We start from the raw sequence: 20,701 nt of genomic DNA, 5'->3' as shown, positions 1-20,701 counted from the left end.
GTCAGACCTTGTCGGACACGCCGGCTTCGTCGAAGGTCGCCATCTCTGTGTAGATCTTGATCGCGCCACAGACCAGATCCATTCCTAGACATGCCCCCGTGCCCTCGCCAAGGCGCAAGTCGAGATCCAAGAGCGGTTTCAGTCTCAGATGGTCCAAAACCACGCGATGTCCCTGCTCGACCGATCGATGGGATGCGATGAGATACTCGCGGCACAAGGGCTGAAGACCGACAGCGATCAGCGCTGCGGCTCCCGTAATGAATCCATCCAGCACGACTGGGACCCGAGCCGCAACCGCTCCAAGGATCAAGCCGGCCAATCCAGCGATTTCCAGTCCCCCAACCTTCGCCAACACATCGAGCGAGTCAGCCGGATTGGGTTGATGCCGGTCCAGCGCCTGTTGAATCACCGCCACCTTGCGCGTACGGACAGACTCATCGATGCCGGTCCCACATCCAGTCACTTCAGCTACAGGCCGACCGGTCATCACCGCGCTAATGGCGGCGCTCGGCGTGGTATTACCGATCCCCATCTCACCGGTGCCAATTAAATTAATACCCTCCCGCACAGCTTCCGTCGCCAGGTCAATGCCGACCATCACCGCCTGCTCTGCTTGGCTGCGCGTCATCGCTGGCTCAACCGCTAGATTGCGTGTGCCCTTCATGACCTTTCGATCGAACAAGCCGGGTACCGGTCCAAACTCATAATCAACGCCGATATCCACCACCCGCACATCCACGCCGGCATGCCGCGCCAGCACATTCACGCCGGCACCACCGCGCAGAAAATTCAATACCATCTGAGGGGTCACTTCACGTGGGTAGGCGCTCACCCCTTCCTGCGCGACGCCATGATCAGCCGCAAAGGTGAAGACCGTACCTTGAGGGACACTCGGCTTCAGTTCACCAGTCATCGTGACGTAGGACGAAGCCAATTCCTCCAACCGCCCGAGGCTGCCCAGCGGCTTAGTCAGACGATCCAACCTATCCTGCGCTTTCGCGCGCAGACTTGCATGGACAGGCTGAATTCGACGACAGGTGTCCTGTATCGACATGGCAGCTCCTCTATTCACTTCAAGCGAAGCGATATTCCACTGACGACCAGATACACTTCATCCGCTCCCGCGGCGATGTGCTGATTCACCCGTCCGGCAAGATCGCGAAACGCTCGTGTCGATGGTTCCGCCGGGACCAGACCGAAACCTAACTCATTGCTGACGATGACCACCCTGGCTGATGCAGTCCGCATCCCTTGTACAAGCGCTCCGGCTCGGGCGAGAACGACGGATTCTTTGTGGCCGGTTCCAACGAGGTTACTCAACCACAGGGTCACGCAATCGAAGAGAATGGTACGGTACTGAGGCCCCTGCTTGGCGAACCACGCCTCCACTTCGAGCGGCTCTTCAACTGTCTTCCAATCCGCTGAACGTGTGGCCTGGTGCCGAGCGATTCGTGCCGCCATTTCATCATCCAATCCTTGTCCGGTGGCGACGAATGCACGCGGTCCTCGCAAACCGGCTAGCCGGAGAGCGGCCTCGCTTTTTCCGGACGATGCCCCGCCAAGAACGAGAATGACTCGGCCTGTTGTTCGTCGCGCTGCGCGACGTTTACTCGGCTTTCTTGGCGACATCGCGTTCCCATAAAAATTCCGGCTCGCCCTGTGTCTTGGCGACCCATCGGGCCAACACAAACAGCGCATCGCTCAGCCGATTGACGAATTTGATGATCGTCGGATCGACCGGTTCAGCTTTGGAAAGAGCCACGCACAACCGCTCGGCCCGGCGGCAGACCGTCCGGGCTTGGTGCAGAAACGCGGATACTTTTCCACCCCCCGGAAGAATGAATTCCTTCAATGGGTCCAGGTCTTTCTGGCACCGATCGATCAATTTCTCAAGACGCGAGATGTCTCTCGCTGTCACCTGTGGCATATTCTTGAACGTTTGTCCCGGAGCCGTCGCCAGAATGCTGCCCACATCGAACAACTTGTTTTGTACCCATCGCAGCTCGTCCTCAAGTTGGGCGGCTGCTGTATGCTCGTCTACGACATCGGCATTCATCACCCGGACAACGCCGACCGATGCATTCAACTCATCGATCGTGCCGTAGGCTTCGACCCGCAGACTGTCTTTCCACACCTGTTGTCCGCCGGCCAGCCTGGTTTTTCCCGCGTCGCCCGTTCTTGTATAGACCTTGGTGATGCGCATCCCCATCCCCTCTTTTGTCGTGGATCCGATTGCCCCAGGACTCATCGTGGATCAACTGGCCGACTGGAATCCGACTTCTCCATCCGGCTGTTTGCAAATCAGGCTGCTCTTCAAACTTCGACACATAGCCAAGGCATAGATAGGCGAGGACCGACACCGATTTGGGCACGCCGATCACGCGCTTGAGCTTCTCGTGATCTAAAATACTGACCCAGCCGACACCGATGCCCTCGGCTCTGGCGGCCAACCAGAGATTCTGCACAGCACAGCAGGTGCTGTATAAGTCTGTTGCCCGGACTGTAGACCGACCGAGCACGTTCACCCCGCCGCGCCGCCGGCTGCACGTAATGCACAGGTTGATCGGCGCTTCTTCGATGCCTTCCAGCTTCAACCGCCGGTACAGCTCTCCTTTGGCCCCTGCATACCGGGCGGACGCATTGGTATTCGCGTCCATGAAGAGATCCTTCACGGCGCGTTTCGTCACACGATTGCGAATGACTATAAAATCCCATGGTTGCATGAATCCCACCGATCCCGCGTGATGTGCCGCCGTCAGCAACCGCATCATCACCTCATCGGGAATCGGCGTCCGCAGAAAATTACGCCGAACATCCCGACGTTCAAAAATAGCCCGGTAAACGGCCGCCCGTTCAGCGTCGGAGAATCGGCCGTTGGCCTGTCTCATTGTGGTCCTTCTTGTCTTTGCCTGCCATCTATGGGAACAGACCGAGGCCCACACTCACCAGTTGCGACGTTTCCCAAACAGTTGGAACAGAGACAATCCTGATATCGCGCCGCGATCCAATCCATCTGTGACTCAGTAATGCCGAGCTTGCCACACCAGCACTGGTATCCGCCACACTGGAAGACTTGGCCGCAACTCTCGCAGGTCTTCTGAACCGGCCCTTTCAATGTTCGGCTCTCAGTGGATCCCAAGCGGATCCCGTTGGACGTGCGGCCGCATGACGTGCCGTTTCGAGCAGCGAGGTGACAATCGTCGGCTGGCTGGCAAAATGCAGATGGGTATAGAGCGCCAGCACGTTGCCCTTCATAAGTCCATCCTGTCCCTTCAGGAGTCCTCCGGCATCACGCAGGACGCAAGCATACTGCAACGATCCCTTTGCAACCAGCGTGGAATAATGGAACTCATGGCCTCGTGCCGTGACACCAACATCACCGAGGATGCTGCGGTGTGAACATTCCACTGTTCTGTATCCCAACGTGAGGCCGGATTTTTGCATGATGGTTTCTGCTGGAAAGATTCCGACCATGTCATGCGAGCACCCGTCGAAATCAAGAATCGACTCCGAGAGATACATCAACCCGCCACACTCCGCATAGATCACGCCACCTCGCTCGGCAAACCGCTTGACGGCCGCTCGCATGGCAACGTTCTCGGTCAATGCCGCACCATGCAATTCCGGATATCCACCGCCGAGATAGAGCATGTCGACGTCCGGCAGTGCGTCGTCATGTAACGGCGAAAACGTGACGAGTTCAGCGCCGGCCGCTTCCAATCGTTCAAGGTTATCGGGATAGTAAAAACAAAATGCCCGATCCTGTGCCACGCCGATTCGAACGGTGCGTCCCTGGCTCTTGATCACAGGCGGCCGCACGGTTTCCGGTAGCGGGCTGGCCAAATGGGCAAGGACTTCAATACGATCCAGATCGATCGTCTCCAGTGCGGCCTTCGCCAACCGTCGGTAGAGTTGATCATCGCCCTGGTCCACGGCCATGACCAGCCCAAGATGCCGATCAGAAATGGTCAGAGCGACATCCGGACGCAAGTACCCGACAGGAATCACATCGGTCTCTTGTTCCACTGCCGCTTTCAATAGCAGATAATGACCGGCACTTCCCACGCGATTGAACAGGACACCTGCGACACGCAACAGAGGGTCGAATCGCGCATAGCCCGTCACCATGGCTGCGGCAGAACGGGCCATGGCGCTTCCATCGATCACGAGAATTACCCGCGCCGCCAGCTGCTTGGCCAATTCCGCCGTGCTGCCGATATCATTCACGGGAGAACTGCCGTCGAAGAGCCCCATCATACCTTCGATGATGGAGAAATCCGCATCGGCTGCGGCATGAGCAAAGATTTCACGGTTGTAGCCAGCCTCAAGCATCCACCCATCGAGATTTCGAGATAGGCGGCCGGTGGCCGCCCGATGATGACTGGGATCGATAAAATCCGGTCCAGCCTTGAACGGCTGGACCCGGCGGCCCCGTTCCCGCAAGGCCGCGAGGATCGCCAGGGTTGCCGTCGTCTTGCCCACACCGCTGTGTGTCCCGGCTATGACCAATCGTGGATACTGTTTCATACGCTACGAGAGGGGCAAATCATAATTGATCCGTACGCCGCCAAAAATCGATCGAATCGGCGTGCCGAAAAACAAGGTCTCTTCGTATTCCTCGTTGAAGATGTTGTCCAACCGGAGATAGGCTTGCATGGACTTCGTCACGTCATAGCTGGCGGACAGATTCCACACGACAAACGACGGGGTCGCGTTACTATTCCCCACATTGCCGAACCGTTCCCCGACATAGCGTCCCTCCAGATAGGCCTGCAAACGTTCTACGGGCTGATAGCTGATGACGGTCGAAATCTGATGGAGCGGCCACTTCGGAAGACGTGAGTCTGATCCACTACTGATATCCCGCGTCGCTGCGTAGGTATACTGGATCTGCAAGTCCAAATTCTTCACCCATCGTCCGTCGCGATAAAGTTTTACCTTTGTGCTGACTTCCACACCTTCCGCCCTGGCCAACCCGACGTTCTGCGCACAAAACCCAAACGACCCAGGAGCCGTGCAGACGGCGGGATCGAACACCGACAAGATCAAGTTGCGGTAACGGGTCCAAAAATACCCGACGCTGATGCTGCCTCGATCATTCGGCAATGCTTGTTCAATCGCCACATCGAATGCTTGACTTTTCTCAGGCTGCAGATTCGGGTTGCCGAATCCTGGGAAAAACAACTGATTGATCGTGGGAGCGCGAAAACCGGTGGCATAGCTGCCTCGCAACTTCGTGCCGGTTTCCTTGACCAGATACCCTCCCGTCACTCGATAGGTCGTCGCGCTTCCGAATACATTGTATTCATCCTGCCGAACCCCCGCAGTTCCAAACACTCGGTCCCAAAGATTCAACTGGGCCTCTCCAAACCCGGCATGGCTGCTGACGGATTTGTTTTCGAACACGGTCGTGTTTGTCAGGAGATCGCGATTGTCGCCCCTCTGTTCGCGAAACTGATAACCTGCCGTCAGCGTGAGTGGTTTGCCGACTTGAATATTGTGCTGCCATTCGATTCGATTGCTGGTGGTTCCGATTTGAGACTTGAACGGAAACCCAATTAATCCCGTAGTTCCGGTCACAAGATTACGTTCCACCGTACCAGCATCACTCAGGAGATTCTCAGTGGCCCGTGACAAGGTCAGTTTGTGCGACCACCAGGCGGTGATCGGTTGTGCATAGTTTCCTGCAAAGATGTATTGAGTACTTTTTGATCGGGCACCAAATACGTCAGCCGGATCCGAGGCGAAGGTGACGGGATTAAAGGCAAATCCGTCGAAATTCACAATGCCTTCCAGCCATCGAAAGCTGAAGTCCAGCCGCCCGTCCTTGGGCAAATCCGCGCCGAGCCGGACAGATCCTTGCCAATTGTGAAATCCGTCGCGCTCGGCCGCACCGCGCCGATAGCTGATGGCTGAGAAGCCGGCCGTATCCAATCGCGTAATCGATCCCGAGAAATCGATCGGTCCTTTCTTGCCGGCCAGACCGCCTCCTTCTCGAATGGTATTGAACGATCCATACTCCACGAATGCAGACACATTGGGTGTCTCTCGTCCACGCTTGGTCGTGATATTGATCACGCCGCCCATCGCGTCCGATCCCCAGAGCATGCTCTGGCTTCCACGTAAGATTTCGATCCGCTCGATGTTGTCGGATGTGAGGTTGGCAAAATTATAACTGCCGAGCGTGGCACTATTGACGATCGCGCCATCGATCAGGACGAGCGTCTGTTCCGGTGTGCCTCCACGCATTCGCACATCGACCGTCGTGCCCAGTCCACCGCTTTGAAAGACGGCCAGACCCTGTGCCCAGCGAAGCGCTTCCGCAACTGTTCTAATCTTCCGCTGCTGCATCTCTTCGCCGGTGATCACTTCCACGGCGCTGGTGACTTGCTTGGCGGGCATTTCCGTCTTGGTGGCGCTGACGATGACATCGGGAACTTCGACGTCCGGCTTGTCGGCCATCGCAATGTCCTGAGCCGAGGCGGAAGAGACGCATGCGATGATCCAGGGCACGAGGGCACAGACACCAACAACACAACAGACAAAGAACCGTAACATGCAAACCTCCCTTTGACTCGAAGGGTGTCTATCGTCCCGGCAGTTGGGTCTCCTGACTTACGGATCATCGCTTCTCTGCGCCTTCCCATGTGCCGAGGCACACAGTGGCATGCTGCAGAGTCACTCCCCGCTTACAGTGGCGGCACCGTGATGGATTTGCACCATCTTCCCCGTCGCTGACGGTATGACCTCACGAATCCCTCCCGACTGATGGTTCTGCACCAAACGGATGTCTGCAGGAGCGTGGTGCAGACTCGTCCTGCTCACGTCAGATGATCTTGGCGGTCTTCCTTGTTGTTCATCACACACTCGTCGCACGTCTCAGCATCATCATAATCAAACAGTCTATTAACTTCGGATGTAATCGATGGCGTATCGTGAAGAACGCGGCATCATGTGGTCAAAATCCCAGTCGAACGTCAAGACCGCGGATCGGTTAGACGTATGACTCAGCAGCCGCACCCCCTCCTTCACCACCAGACTCGGCGCTTCCCGGAAGTCCATCGTCTTTTCTGCACCGCTTCGGTTGCAGACAATCAAGGGGAGTCCTGTTTCGTGAGTCCGTTGCTCCCACTCCCCATTCGGACCATGTGGACCAGGACCCCATGATGCCGGTGAGACCAAGATCTGCGCGCCTTCAAACTTCATGGCCCGGGCGATATTCGGCGTATAGACATCGGCGCACACCAGCACACCGACCTTGATTCCACTGCATTCGATCGGCGCGGCCACGTCGCCGGGACTCGACCATGACAAGGAGTCGCTCAGCACGTTGATCTTGCGATGTCTGCCGATGATGTCCCCGGATGCATCGATGACAAACACGGTATTGTAGAATCGAGAGCCATCCCGCTCGGGACACGAAAGAAAGACGGTCCTCTTTAGCTTCTTCACCAACCGACAGACCTGTTGCATCCATGGATCAGGCTGCGGCTGAATCCAATCCGTACCGATGAGCTGCACGAACTGTAGTCCGCAGACCGCAAGCTCCGATGTCACAATCCACTCCGCTCCCACCGAGGCGGCATGTTTCAAAGCTTCGACGACGACATATCGGTTGCGCTCGACGGCACCGGGGACCGTCTCAAGATGCAGCAACGCGACTTTGCTCACGCTCATCTTAATCGCCACCAGACATGTGGCGGCCGGGCAACGTCACCCGAGGCAATCCGGAACTCGGATGCCGATCGACGAGCACCCGGCACCGGTACACGGATTCCAATACGTCCGGCTCGATGACCTCATGTGGGCTTCCAAGTCGTAGAATCTGCCCGCGATCAAGTAAGAGGATTCTGTCACAATACTGGCTCACCAAATTCAAATCATGGGACACGAAGACAACGGTTAAACCACGCTCATCTCTTAACCGGCGCAACACCGAACAGATCTCAATCTGATGGTGTAGATCGAGAAACGCAGTCGGTTCGTCGAGCAGTAAAACTTTTGGGGTTTGGGCAAGTGCTCGAGCAATCACGGTCCGCTGCCGCTCGCCACCGGAAAGGTCAGTTATGGCCCGACGGGCCAGATGGACAACGTCCATCGTCATCATCGCCTGTTCCGCGATGGCCACGTCTTCACGGCTTTCCCATCCCAGGCCACCAGCCCATCGGCCGCGAGGCTGATGGGGGAAACGACCCATCAGCACGGTTTCAGCCACGGTAAAGGGAAAGAGTTGCTGCGTATCTTGCGGCACGACTCCAACCAGGCAGGCGACCTCTCGTTGCGGCATCGAGACCAAATCTCGCCCGAACAAGTCGATGCGGCCTTCCACTGGATTCAGCAGTCTCGCCAGTACTTTCAGCAAGGAAGTTTTTCCTGACCCGTTCGGACCGACGACCCCCAGCACTTCGCCGTAGCGCACAGGAAAGGATAGATCCTCAAGCGTCCACTGGACGGCATCCGAATCGTTGGACTGGTAATGGAACCGAACAGCCTGGAGGTCGTACGCATGACGTCGTGACAGATGATCTGTCGAGTCCACCAGTACCGCTTCCGCCGTTCGGTTGTCCCCCATGGCACTCATGTCACACGATCTCTTCGCCACAGCAAGAGATATACAAAGCAGGGTCCTCCGACCAGGGCGGTGATGATGCCGACTGGAATCTCGACCGGCGAGAGGAGGGTGCGTGCCACCGTATCGGCTCCCATGAGGAAGGTGCCGCCGACCAGGGCTGAGGCTGGAAGGAGCAAGCGATGATCGGCACCGGTCATCAGGCGCACGGCATGGGGAACGACCATTCCCACGAATCCGATCATCCCACTGACCGACACGATCGCCCCGGTGATCAGTGCCGTCAATACGAAGAGAAACCGCTTCGTCTGTTCCGTATCGACACCCAGCGTGCGAGCGGATTCTTCCCCCAGGGCCAAGATGTTTAAAATGCGCATGTGCCTGAAGAGTAACAAGAGACCAATGAACAGATAGACCGCGAGTCCGACGAGACCACCGTAGGCCGGAGCGGTCAGCGTCCCCATCAACCACGTCGTCATGCCATACGAACGATTCGGCTCCATGATGGAGGTGATGAACATGATCAAGGCTGAAAAGATGGCGTTCAGAATCACGCCGGCCAGCAACAAGCTGTGGATCGACAACCGCTCCTCGCGGGCAGCCATCCGATACACGACGACTAACGCCACCAAGCCTCCAGCAAATCCACAGGCCGGCAAAGCCACATCGGCAAGAATGGTGGCGCCAACCCCGAACAATATCCCCGTCGCCGCTCCCAATGCGGCTCCGCTCGAAACCCCAAGCACATAGGGATCAGCCAGCGGATTTCTGAGTAATGCCTGTAAGGCCACGCCCACGGATGCCAGGGAGCAACCGACCAAGAATCCCAATAGCATGCGCGGCAATCGAACCTGCAGCATGATGGTTCTGGTGACATCAGGTGCCTCTGCATCCGCTGTCTCAGGACCAAGGGGATGGGCGAGCACGCGAAGCATATCGCCATACGCGATCGGTTGCGCACCGACATGAAGGCCAATGAGACCGACCATCATCGCCGCACACCCAAGGCCTCCCAAGGTCATCACCCATCGTGATCGCGTGAGAATCGCACCAGGAGAGACCGCACCGATTTCCAATCCCGCATGCCCCGAGTCAGGAGATAACACTCCCGTTCCTGAATCTGACTGCATCCCGGAAGAAGGCCGTGACATCGGAACCGTCATGGACGAAGCTTCCCTGCGCCGAAGACATCCGGATGAATGGATTGGGCGAGTTGTTCCAGGCCATCGACGATGCGAGGTCCCGGGCGGTTCAAGAGACTCGATGATACTTCGTGGAAACGGTGTTGCTTGACGGCCGAGAGTGAGTCCCAGCGCCGCCACTGCTGCTGCTCGCTGCGCGGCACCGTTTCGACATCGCCGCTCGGAAAGATCAGCACCTCCGGATCCTCCTTCAGCACCGTCTCCATGCTCAAGCGGGGATAAGCGACGTTTGCCTGGGACGCGATGTTGATGCCCCCCGCGAGGCCGATCATCTGATGAATAAAACTGCCTGGGCCCACGGTAATCAAGGGGTGACTATTGAGAACATAGAGCACGCGCTTTCTGGGAAGTGGCTCAGCCTTGTGCCGAATATCGGCGATGCGTTGACGCATGGCTTGCGTCACTTCGTTCGCGGCCGGGCCTCGCTCAAACAGCTTTCCCAGGGTTTGAATCTGGAGCGGGATATCCTCCAGTGTGTGTGCCTCCAGAACAAACAGAGGAATTTTCAATTGTTCAAGCGTCGTCTGTAGATCGGGACGGAGAAAATCCGTGGGCGCGAGCACCAAATCCGGCTGCAGCGCGACCAATGCTTCAACACTGGGGTTCGAGTAGCCGACCTTGGCCTTGGATTTCGCGGCGGCTGGATAGTCACAAAACTCCGTGACCCCGACCACCTGTTCATCCAGCCCGAGCGCAAACAACATCTCCGTGATGCTCGGAGCCAGCGAGACGATGCGGGCCGGCGGCTTGGAAAGGTAGATTCTATGCCCGGCGTCATCGACAACGGATCGTGATGAGACATGCGCCATGAACGGCATGCCGGTGAGGATGCCCTGGTGCCGCCGTTTCATCTCACTACACTCCCCTCCGGTGCATCCGTGCGCCGGTACAAGAGACATGAAGAGCGCAACTAAAAGCCACGCCGTCCCGAGCGAATAATATCGTTTCCATGATTTCAAAAGAAAAATCCCCAAGGCCTGAACAGACCCTGAGGATTGTACCCGCTTCTTCATCCTCACCTGCTCCCCAGCCCTCGAGGGAACGACGGTCAATGCTCCGAGCAGGTCTTCTGGCTCATGGTTCACCCTACTCCCCGTGCCTTCCCATCTTGTGAGAAGCTTCTAGCGCCTCGCCTACAAATCAAATACTGACGGCGGGCACTCGCACTTCTCAGACAGTGGCCGTTCCGGGTTTCGTCCCCATTTACAGCGGCGGGACCGCGAGGGCCTTGCACCCTCTTCCCTTACTCCGGAGTTATAATGGCCAGCACAATAGGAGAGAACAGCAAAACTTGTCAAGTTCGCTCATTGTCGTAGGGATCGTTCCGTCGCTCATCACTGCTCACGTTTCACCAAGGTCGGCATCGTCGATCGTCCCCGCTGCATCCTTCCCCAAGACGCCGGAAGCAGTTCCATCAAGTACAACTCGTGCTTGTGGCGATCTATTCAGCTGTGATACTATCACCCGATTTCAATCAGGTTCATTCAGGTAAGAAGGAGAACGACCGTGGCATGGATGTGTGAGATTTGCCAAAAGAAACCGGTATCGGGTAACAACGTCAGTCACGCGAACAATAAAACCAGGCGAGTATTCAATCCCAATCTCCAAACTGTTCGCGCCGTGGTGGAAGGAAGCCATAAACGTATCCGCGTCTGTACGCGCTGCCTGCGTTCAGGTTTAGTCCAAAAAGCTGTCTGACGGTTTCCTTCTTCGCGCGCACATTAGGGTGCCCCCCAGAGAATCCGACCTCCTCGCTCGACCAACTTGATGACCAATGGATCATCAGGGGAGAGCGTCAGAGTCCGGTTGCCGTCTTTACTCCTGAGCACGAGCCCGACTTCGCCATTCGCGTCCAACCCGAGGCCGGCTCGTGCCTTCCCCTTGGCGTCCAACAGCAAAAACTCCTCGGCATTCACCCCGTTTGGCTTTTGCGCCCCGACGGATGTTGGTGCGAGGACCTGGATACTGAGTATCCCACCGACTATTCCGCCAAGAAATGCCGCTGTGCACAGCACGAGCATCTGTTTATCCATCAGGACTGGTCCTTTCGCAAAATGAGGATGGAACCCAAGATTGACAGGAAGAATCCTATGCGAGATAGCAGGGAACGGCAACTAGCACATGCACCATCAAACTGTTGGTTCCATAAAGGCAAAATGTGAAGGAGGGAACTGGTTACCTCGCAACGGCTCGGCAATTGGTAAGATGTCTACAGAACCTTTGTAACGTATGTTTCCGCGCACTCTTACGGCTTCGTACCAATAAAGATAAATCCGTTCGTTCTATTGCCGTTCAAGGCGGCGCTGTAAAGTGTCTTGGTGTCAGCATCATACGTTCCAACCCCGTTTACCGTATCATTTCTGTTGCGGCAGGCAGGATCATCCTCGAATGTAACGGTCACATTGAACACGTTACCATGAGTTCGTGGTGAAAATGATCCAGTGAAAGTACATCCGGTAGTGGAACTGCCAGAAAGATTTCCGGTAGATAAAACTTGGACGGTCACGTTTTCGGTTGCGGTAACCGGGCCGTTATAAGTCCCTGCAACAGCATTCATATCCGGGACCAGATCATAATCACTATCGTATGTCGTCGTAAAGGAAGTACTCGGCCCGCCAATCGAATAGACGAGTGTGCCATTCAGACTTTGCTTCATCGTATAGTTGCCGGTGATCGTGGCATCGAGTATTTCCTCCGTCTCAAAATTGAAGTCCTTAGCATTTGACGAGGTGATGACACCATTTTGTGAAGTACTGTCGCCTTGTATGAGTCCAGAGACGGTCGAGGGAGCATTCTGAGCAGAATAGAGAACCCAGTAGGCTCCGTCATCGAGTACAAGTCCCGCGATGGTACGGTTCGTATTGGTGGTACCAGCCCAAAACCCCTGGGCGGAGCTTGCGGCCACAGTTGCGGGAGGTGGTGTTGACGTATTACCGTCGCCACTACAAGCAGAAAGAAAAGCAAGGAACAACAGTCCAAAAATTGGAATCACTATCCGGTTCCTATGCATGACCGATCTCCTTATGAAGCAAGGTCGCACCCTTTGCCAAATGGCGCAGTATTCCTAACAGTCTCGGCAGGAAGACTCCAACCCCTCTCAAGGTGGGTGGCGCAGGGCTGATCTCTAGAGGCCCGATGTCCCTCGTCTTGAGTAGTAGCCATGTTTAGAGTCCAAGGACTCCTGGGGCTGACTTGCTAGCCAATTGCCGCGCATAGGCAGCGGGCGTCAGTCCACCTAACCTTTTTCTTCGGGCGCTCCCCCTGATGACGAAATACCACCTCACGCTGGCCACCCAAACGCTGATTAGTCCAAGGTTGACGGCAACTACGATAAAACGCCAATCTGATTTGCAGCACGTTATCAAGCATCACCAAGATCAATCTTGGATAATAGTAACCACATCAAGAGGCCGGTGATCGTAACCTTGATCGCAAACGTCATTGCTATCTCGCTCACCCGAGATAAACTATGGTGTGTGTTGCCCTGATGCATCGCTAGGCATCAACCGCAAGAGGGCCTAGATATTGATGTAGGAGTTGCGGAGCCAGATTGACGATGTGCTTCACTGAGGCCCAACCCTCATGCTGTTGACCGGGTCCGCATAGCAGCAGAAAGCCTTCGTGGCGGTGATTACCGCTGCGTCCGGTGTCGAGTCGACTGGTGATGCGCCCCAATGCCTTGGACTCGACAACAGCTGCTGGAGGATGTTTGTTCCAGGTCACGATCACATCGGGAAGGTAATCGGCTCGCCGGCCGGGAAAGGCTTCGGCGCCCCAAACCAGTTCGTTCACCAAAGGTGTATGGTCTGTGACTATACGCAACCCCCTAAAACCTGATTCCAGCCATTCCCGATATCTTGAAAAACTATCCTCGTCCGCGCGTAAGCAGCCCCGGGTCTCGCGTCCTTTGAGGTTGAAACGCAAGTAGCCGTTATGGTCCGCCAAAAGCGCGAGGGCTGGGGTGCGTTTCCAATCGTATCCTGCTGATGTCACGCGGCTGATCACCCAATCTCGTACGCTGACAGGGACAGCTCGTGCAATGGCGTTCTGTATTCTCGCAGGTAGCCGATTGCGCAGTTGGCGTAACAGGCTACGCTGTGTCGTAGGCGGATCCCCATCTAAGTGTACTTCCCCTTCGAAAAGAGAGTTGATGAGCTGCATAACCGGCGGGACGAAATGTTCCTGAGACGAGTTCTTCTCCATACCATGCAGAGAGAATAGCATTACGGTAGTGGCAGAGAGATCGACGCATTCGAGAATTCTTCCGACGGCCGCATCCACAGCACGGTATACATCCAACAGAGCGTGTTCCCCGATCAGTGAATGAGGCGCGTCTTCTGGCCAGAGGATGTGCCCCCCGCGGTGGCACTCGCCGAACACAGCAAGAAAACAATCCCACTCCGTATTCGACAATAGGTGCCGGATCAAGCCCCCCTTGAGTTTTGCTCCATCGATTAAATGCCTGCGTATGTTTTCGAGCTGGGCCCGAGTCTTATTGACTGGTATTTCCGCCCCCATCGGGTGGGCACCAAAGCGCCGGCGGATATCCCTCTCCAAGTCCGGCAGGTTGCAATGAAAGCGGCTCAGTTGGTCGTGAGCGCCCCAATTCACCACTTCGACTCCCCTCTGCAAGCGGCTGGGAAAGGTCATGGGTACGTCCGCGACAGTCACCTTCACACCATTGCGGGACAGTTCGTACCAGAAGGGCTCGCAGTAAAGCCAATCAGCGCTGATGCGCCGGATTCTCATAGTGGTAGGATCCCATTGAAGGTGGTGATAGATCCCATGCTCTCCCGGCATCGTACCTGTATAGAAAGTCGGCCATACCGAGCCAGTAAGCAGGCGAGAGGTTGTCTCTAGACTGCGCAGAACACCCTCCCGCATCAGCCGATCGATGACCGGTAAGTTGTCCCTGTGCTTCTGTATGAATATTAGATCTGCAGCGTCGATGCCCAGCATCAATACTCTTGCCGTCATATCATGCCTGGTCTTGGCGGTTGGCTTCATCGTTGGTCCGTAATCCCTCCAACCTTCCGCGTTCTCATTTCCGCGATGCGCCAGAGGTCCGTGACGTGAAAATCTGTTCATGGTATTCCTGCTCGGCGTTAATGCTCCAAAGGTTATGCTGCTCGCCGAATAGGAGCATGCGCGTCGCATACATGGCGCTCAGCATGGAATGATCCATGTTGTTATACCGGTGCAGACCGTTGCGCCCTACCGTGCGCAGGTTTTCGATCCCATCGCAGAAGTTTTTCACAGTCTCCAGATTTACAGCATATGTCGAGTCGTAAACTGGATAGGCATTAGGGATGCGATACACGCAACCATCCACCACTTTGCCGGCGGGCGCCAGGCCGATGGCCTCTATCTCGCCGGAGGCCAGCGCGATCAATTCAGCGTCACTGGTGCGCCAGAGGTCGTCACCCTGGTTGCAGAAATACTCCAGCCCAAGGCTGGTCTTGGTTCGATCGACCGTCATCGCATCGCTCCAGTTGTTGTAATTTTGTATACGGGCGACTCGAACATCTGGTTCATGGATATAAATCCAGTTGTCTGGAAATAAATTGTTCGCATCCACAATCAGGCATACGGTTAAAAAGGCCCTGTGCTCGAGATCCCCGGCCGCTGCCAGAACATTCGGGGGCGGGGACGGATCGAGCTTCCGAATCAACTCGGGTAGGGGCATACTGGAAATGAAATGCTTGCCGTTGATCTCCGTTTCCAAACTGCCCTCCCGCACGACCACACTGTTGACGCGATTCCCATTCCTGCGTACGCACACCACATCTGCGTTCATACGCACTTCCCCACCACCGAGGCGAATCTTATGTCCGGCCGCCTCCCACATCATGCCTGGACCGCGGCGAGGATAGTGGAAATGGTCGATGAGAGTGGTGAACCGAGTGCCGGTTTTGTGTATAAAGTTCCTCAACACTACGGCCAGGGACAGGTTCTTGATGCGCTGGGCAGCCCATTCGGCACGTAGTTCCGTGCAGGAAATACCCCAAACCTTCTCGGTGTAGGTCTTGAAGAAGACTTCAAACAGGCGTTTGCCGAATGCATTGGTGACCCAGTGCTCGAAGGTTTTAACCGATCGGTATGGCAGCACCTGCCAACGCACGTAGCTGACCAGAACTTTGATGCTTTCCCACAGCCCCAAGCCCTTCAGGGTGTTACACAGCTGCGGCGGGTAGACGAAGAATCTGTGCTTGTAATAGATGCGCGAAAGCCTGGGCCGAAGCAGGAGGTCCTCACGCAGCAGATCATGCCAGATGGTGTTGGCGTAGTCGGACTTGCTGAAAAAGCGATGCCCGCCCATGTCGAAATGAAAGCCGTTATATGACTCGGTGCGAGCGATTCCCCCGACGATGTGATCTTTTTCCAGCACCAGGGGGATGACGCCATGTTTGAGGAATTCCAAGGCCGCAGTCAATCCCGCCGGTCCGGCTCCGATGATGATGCAATCGGCTTCTCTGTTGCCGCTACGATTAGACCTTTTCGTCCCCTTCAGCATGGTACCCACCTGGGATGCGGCCGGCGTTCCCTGCGCCGGGACTTGACCACAGCAGCGGCTTCAAGCTGGGCCGCAGATGGCTGATGACACCGAGAACGAAGCCTAAACCGCTGTTGAAGTGGTAAAGCCAGTGTAACGGGACGGCAGCCAGCGCCAGCGCCCAACCCTCCCGTTCCCGTAAAAAACGGAAAAAACCGGCATTGATCCAGACGAACTCAATTAGTAGCAACAGCGTCGCGACCAGTGCATGCGACTGACCGGACACCCCGAGTAGCAATAGAAGCGGCAACAGCCAGGCCACGATCACCGATGCACGCTGCCCCCAGCCCAAGCTGAAATCCCGCGGTGCCTCTCTGCGAGTTAACAATAGATGGGTCCAGGGAATGGCGCGCACGAACAAGTCGGTCCGTAACATCTCGAGACACGACCAGCGCTTCAGGTGTTTACCCTGGATCGATGGATCGAGCCGTATACAATGACCCATGTCGCGCAATCGGTAACCCAGTTCGACATCCTCGCAGGCCCGACTGAACTCCCCCTCGTCAAATCCTCCTGCCGTGGCGAAGGCCTTTTTCCTGATCGCACCGATTCCCGCCCAGAAATGGGATGCCCGCTTCGGGCTGTTCTGATGGACATAACAGTGCAGCAAGTTGCGATATTTGCTGGTGAGGCAATGGCCCTCCGGGTCGCTATCGTAGGAGCCAATGACGGCGACACATGGAGAGTTGCTCATGAAATGCGCCGCCACCCGTTCCAGAGCATCAGGGGCGACGGCCACATCGGCATCGACAAAAACAAAGATGTCGCCGTGTGCCCTTGCAGCCCCCAAGTTGCGCGCTGCGCCGGGTCCCACATTGGACCCGACTACGATCACCTCAACACCCTGTCGCGTTGCAGCCATAACTGACTGATCTGTTGAGCCATCATCGACGACGATCACCTCACTCGCTCGATACCGGCTGTGCACCAATAGCGCGTCCAAGCAGCGGTCAAGGAAAGACGCCGCGTTGTAGGAGGGCACGATAATCGAGAGATCAGGATTTCTTTGGATATCGCAATTAGTCACTTTCATCACACCGTTTAAAGATGTTGTTTCGTGCGTGCTCCACTATTCCGTCCTTCCCTCATGGGCATTTCCGTTGTCTCTACGAATATAGAGAGAGGGGAAATTTAGATCTTTCCGATAATGGTCGCGAATCACGGGACGACTCATGTCATCGATTGCGTAATCGCTAATGATCTTCGGTTGGTACTTTTCGATTAACCCGTAGATGTTGTAGTTATAATTCTTGAGCTTCTTGTATTTGTCCAGGCTTTGACCTGGGCCCACGCTGTACCAAAAGTAATCTAAATCTCGACGAAACAGATTGTACTGTATGTCTCCATCGTAAATTATGTCAGTGGGAATGGTGTTTTTAAGCACATAGTTAATGCGGTGGATTTGTGCCCGGTTGTTGTGAAAAAAAATATCCCCAACATATGAGGCCGTCGCACCTACTAGAACGACCACAAGACAGATAGGTCCTGCGATGCCACATCTGCGCCAAAGGACTTCCCAGCCGCCAGCAGCGATGATGGCTACCAGTGGCAACGCCATCATGTAATATTGTGCAAACTGGGTTCGATACGCCATCGAGAAACTAATGAGCGCAACCACAATTACTGCCAATTCTCGTTGCTCCTGCGTTTTGGCGCAAAACAGACCTAAGATAAAGCAAAGCAGGACGATGCCATTAAAGTGTTTGAAATGATCTAGCAGCAATTGTGTCCGTAGCCAGTTGCCACCCAGGTTCGCAGTATTAAGTTCGAAATTGAGGAACCAGTACTGAGTGAATTGTCCTGATTGGGCCATGTACATACAGTAGCCGCCCCACACTGCCAGCAGCACCACAGTGAATTGGATCAGCACGAACAAATGCAATTGTTTTCGTAAGACCCTGTAGATGAGCACGGCAAGAACCATAACCATTAGGATCATCAGTTTCTGGAGGAACAAATACCCCATAGACATGGAGAGCGCTGATAAAACGAGGAGAGCCGTATGCCCTGACTCGAAGTAACGATACAAGAATAAAAGTGATAATAGTCCAAGAAATGTCTGTGGCACATCGGGACGCACTTCGATGGACGCACCGACGAACAGTGTGATGCACAACAGGAACAAAACACCCGTCACTGCCGCCTGGTGGGTGTAAAGGCGACTAGTCAATGCATACACGACAGCCACACTGGCAAGGGTAAAGCCCAGCATCAGGATGCGGGCGGCAAACACTGTGGACATATTGTCGCCAAATATAGAGATCAGTGGCGTCATCGTGTAATACAGAAGCGGGTGGTGATGCTGGAAGAAATCCGTATAGATACGCTCACCGTGGTAGATCTTCCAGGCAGTTTTGATGGCCTCAAACTCATCATGGTCAAACGAGCGTTCAAGAGAAAGCACCATAACCAGGGCGGTTGCCAAAGCGATCAGTAGCCAAGCCAGATTACGGGTCATCTGCTCGGATGATAAGTGGGTCAAAATATTCTTAGGGTAATCGGGCATATTCTCTTTTCGCATGAGGTTGGGCTCAGCTATTATATGGAGCGGCTAAATTCTCTCGCCCGACTCTACGACTTAGCATCCATAAACATAGGTCTACTCGCACAATTCAGTGTGGGACCGCAGTACTTGCTAAGTGCCGCGCCAGCCGAACTGCCAGCGCGACAATCGTTAGCGTCGGATTAGCATGACCGGAGGTTGGGAATACTGAACTACTGCATACATAAAGATTCCGTACCCCATGCACACGACACTGGCCATCCACTACGCCTTGACGATCACTTGCAGCCATGCGGGTGGTCCCGAGCTGGTGATAGCCGTCGGCGGCCTGGTCAAAGATATGACCGCGGACGTCCTCGTGTTTATACTTGATGGTGGCGACACCCTGTTTGCCCAACTGCCCAGCCAAAATCTCATGGGCGCGTACGACACTGTCTATATCTTGGGCACTGTAGCGCAGATTGACACGTAACCTCGGCATGCCGAACCGATCTTTCTTTTCTGACAAAGTCACCCGACTTTCCGGGTTGGGAGACTGCTCAGCATGATAGTAAAGGTCATAGCAATTTGTGGCACTGGGTATGAAGAGCGCAGGGATACGTCGTTTAGTGAAAAAACGCCGATATAGATAGTTCACGCAGAAAGCTGTTGTCTGTGGTATGTCCTTCAAGATGTTGTACAAATGTGGCCAGTAGCGTATATGACCCAACTCGCCACGGAACATTCTTTGAATCGCCGCAGGTGCCAGTCGATCGCGCAGGACAGGCAACAAAATTGCGAGATAAGCAGCTGATAGGACACCATTGCCATGAGTAGGGTCAGCTGCAGGAGGGGGGATGGTCCAAAAGGACGTATTAAGTAATCCTTCCGCACGCTGAGCTTCTGGCGAAATACAGATCCTTCGACGGCAGTATACACCTTCGACATCTCGCTCAAATCCGGTAATCGCCAGCCCCGGATCGCCAACGAACTGAACCCGCGCCACCGAACCGAAAACGTGGCCCATGTAATAGCGGCCCAATAGGTCATAGCGATTACCTATGCCCTCGGTGTCAACGTCGTTCGACGCCAATAGAAGCCGCGTTGATTCCAAGCCGCCGCCAGCAATAACGTAAGAACGTGCCTGTACACGAAAGCTGCGCCCAGGCTCGCTGGCTACATTAACAGTCTTAACCCGCCTGCTTTCAGGGTCCAAATCGATCCCGGTGCAAACTGCGTTCAGCAATACATGGATTGTTTTGGAAGCTGCTAAGACACGTCGATAATGCTTTCCAAAATGTGTAGGAGGGCTCCAGCGTTCAATGCGGTCGGTGATGAGGAGTCCATCATTGCATCCGTGGATAGATAACCCCTCTCTATCGCCAAGTGCTGCACGGGATTGGTATATGTAAGATCCTACGTGGCAATATTCATTAGCACGCGGGTAGTAGGGATCAAGCACTTCCCAGCCTATCGGCCAGCCGCTGTTAGGTACATAATCACGTCGCTCCAGGTCAATGGGATCCAAGGGTAAGCATCGCCCAGCCCATATGGCTGTCGTTCCTCCCAACTGACGCGATCGGCATTCATGCAGTGGGGCATGATGCTCTTGGGAATGCATCTCACCAGACAAATCGTCGAAGGCATACTTGTCCGCAGTCCATCCTCCAGCCTCCAACAGAATTACCTCCACACCATTCTCAGCTAACTCGAGGGCTAACGTAACACCAGCGGCCCCAGCCCCAACAATGCATAACTGAGTCTGCAGGATGTGTTGTGGTGGAATTTTCTGAGCATGGTTAATCACACTTAGTGCTCTAATAGAAAAATTGCGCTTGGGGAGGTATCAATATAGAAGGTCTCTGAGCTACCCCCGATTCCGTGGACACTGAGTT

Annotated in this window: 15 protein-coding genes, 2 pseudogenes and 2 other annotated features; of the genes and pseudogenes, 2 read left to right on the top strand and 15 right to left on the bottom strand. The window is 55.2% G+C overall.

From position 1 onward, the window contains the following. Window position 1: 1 nt before the first annotated feature. The 14 genes and pseudogenes from A4E19_12540 to A4E19_12475 form a co-directional block, all read right to left on the bottom strand. Window positions 2-1,054 carry a nicotinate-nucleotide--dimethylbenzimidazole phosphoribosyltransferase gene (locus A4E19_12540; protein ID OQW37503.1) on the bottom strand — a complete coding sequence of 351 codons (1,053 nt, stop codon included), beginning with the start codon at window positions 1,052-1,054 and terminating at the stop codon, window positions 2-4. A gap of 14 nt (window positions 1,055-1,068) precedes the next feature. Then, the gene (locus tag A4E19_12535) at window positions 1,069-1,629 is read right to left on the bottom strand and encodes a hypothetical protein (GenBank protein ID OQW37502.1); all 561 of its coding nucleotides are present in this window, start codon (window positions 1,627-1,629) and stop codon (window positions 1,069-1,071) included. Continuing rightward, the gene (locus A4E19_12530; protein OQW37501.1) at window positions 1,607-2,203 is read right to left on the bottom strand and encodes a cobalamin adenosyltransferase; all 597 of its coding nucleotides are present in this window, start codon (window positions 2,201-2,203) and stop codon (window positions 1,607-1,609) included. The genes A4E19_12535 and A4E19_12530 overlap by 23 nt, the downstream gene beginning before the upstream one ends. A 31-nt stretch (window positions 2,204-2,234) precedes the next feature. After that, window positions 2,235-2,888 (bottom strand): annotated as a pseudogene (locus tag A4E19_12525) (5,6-dimethylbenzimidazole synthase). Between the two features lie 292 nt (window positions 2,889-3,180). Continuing rightward, window positions 3,181-4,527: pseudogene (locus tag A4E19_12520) on the bottom strand (hypothetical protein). A 3-nt stretch (window positions 4,528-4,530) separates the two neighbouring features. Continuing rightward, the gene (locus A4E19_12515; GenBank protein ID OQW37500.1) at window positions 4,531-6,558 is read right to left on the bottom strand and encodes a Vitamin B12 transporter BtuB; all 2,028 of its coding nucleotides are present in this window, start codon (window positions 6,556-6,558) and stop codon (window positions 4,531-4,533) included. Window positions 6,559-6,603: 45 nt separating this feature from the next. Further along, window positions 6,604-6,732: a binding site (cobalamin riboswitch), on the bottom strand. Window positions 6,733-6,906: 174 nt separating this feature from the next. After that, window positions 6,907-7,677 (bottom strand): hypothetical protein, encoded by a 771-nt coding sequence (locus A4E19_12510; GenBank protein ID OQW37499.1) that lies wholly within the window; start codon window positions 7,675-7,677, stop codon window positions 6,907-6,909. 1 nt (window position 7,678) lies between these two features. Next, entirely contained in the window at window positions 7,679-8,521 is an 843-nt protein-coding gene (locus A4E19_12505) for an iron ABC transporter ATP-binding protein (GenBank protein ID OQW37659.1), read from the bottom strand. Window positions 8,522-8,577: 56 nt separating this feature from the next. Beyond that, complete coding sequence (locus A4E19_12500) at window positions 8,578-9,732, bottom strand: heme ABC transporter permease (protein OQW37498.1); 1,155 nt, start codon at window positions 9,730-9,732, stop codon at window positions 8,578-8,580. Continuing rightward, window positions 9,729-10,784 (bottom strand): cobalamin-binding protein, encoded by a 1,056-nt coding sequence (locus A4E19_12495; GenBank protein ID OQW37497.1) that lies wholly within the window; start codon window positions 10,782-10,784, stop codon window positions 9,729-9,731. The genes A4E19_12500 and A4E19_12495 overlap by 4 nt, the downstream gene beginning before the upstream one ends. Before the next feature lie 28 nt (window positions 10,785-10,812). After that, window positions 10,813-11,058: a binding site (cobalamin riboswitch), on the bottom strand. 434 nt (window positions 11,059-11,492) lie between these two features. Then, on the bottom strand, window positions 11,493-11,804 hold the full coding sequence (locus A4E19_12490) for a hypothetical protein (GenBank protein OQW37496.1): 312 nt from the start codon (window positions 11,802-11,804) through the stop codon (window positions 11,493-11,495). 212 nt (window positions 11,805-12,016) lie between these two features. Beyond that, the gene (locus A4E19_12485; GenBank protein OQW37495.1) at window positions 12,017-12,781 is read right to left on the bottom strand and encodes a hypothetical protein; all 765 of its coding nucleotides are present in this window, start codon (window positions 12,779-12,781) and stop codon (window positions 12,017-12,019) included. A gap of 485 nt (window positions 12,782-13,266) precedes the next feature. Then, a complete protein-coding gene (locus A4E19_12480) occupies window positions 13,267-14,778 on the bottom strand; it encodes a hypothetical protein (protein OQW37494.1) in 1,512 nt (503 codons plus the stop codon). A 34-nt stretch (window positions 14,779-14,812) separates the two neighbouring features. Beyond that, window positions 14,813-16,285 (bottom strand): hypothetical protein, encoded by a 1,473-nt coding sequence (locus A4E19_12475; GenBank protein ID OQW37493.1) that lies wholly within the window; start codon window positions 16,283-16,285, stop codon window positions 14,813-14,815. 475 nt (window positions 16,286-16,760) lie between these two features. Here A4E19_12475 and A4E19_12470 point away from each other — a divergent pair, with 475 nt between their 5' ends. Next, window positions 16,761-17,192 (top strand): hypothetical protein, encoded by a 432-nt coding sequence (locus tag A4E19_12470; protein ID OQW37492.1) that lies wholly within the window; start codon window positions 16,761-16,763, stop codon window positions 17,190-17,192. Between the two features lie 201 nt (window positions 17,193-17,393). On the opposite strand, the gene A4E19_12465 is transcribed toward A4E19_12470, so the two are convergent. Then, window positions 17,394-18,845 carry a hypothetical protein gene (locus A4E19_12465; protein OQW37491.1) on the bottom strand — a complete coding sequence of 484 codons (1,452 nt, stop codon included), beginning with the start codon at window positions 18,843-18,845 and terminating at the stop codon, window positions 17,394-17,396. Between the two features lie 223 nt (window positions 18,846-19,068). Here A4E19_12465 and A4E19_12460 point away from each other — a divergent pair, with 223 nt between their 5' ends. Then, window positions 19,069-19,299: a hypothetical protein gene (locus A4E19_12460; GenBank protein ID OQW37490.1), complete on the top strand. Its 231-nt coding sequence runs from the start codon at window positions 19,069-19,071 to the stop codon at window positions 19,297-19,299. The last annotated feature ends 1,402 nt before the right edge of the window (window positions 19,300-20,701 follow it).

Source organism: Nitrospira sp. SG-bin1 (genome assembly GCA_002083365.1).
Taxonomy (GTDB): domain Bacteria; phylum Nitrospirota; class Nitrospiria; order Nitrospirales; family Nitrospiraceae; genus Nitrospira_D.
This window is presented reverse-complemented; position numbering and strand designations above follow the sequence as displayed.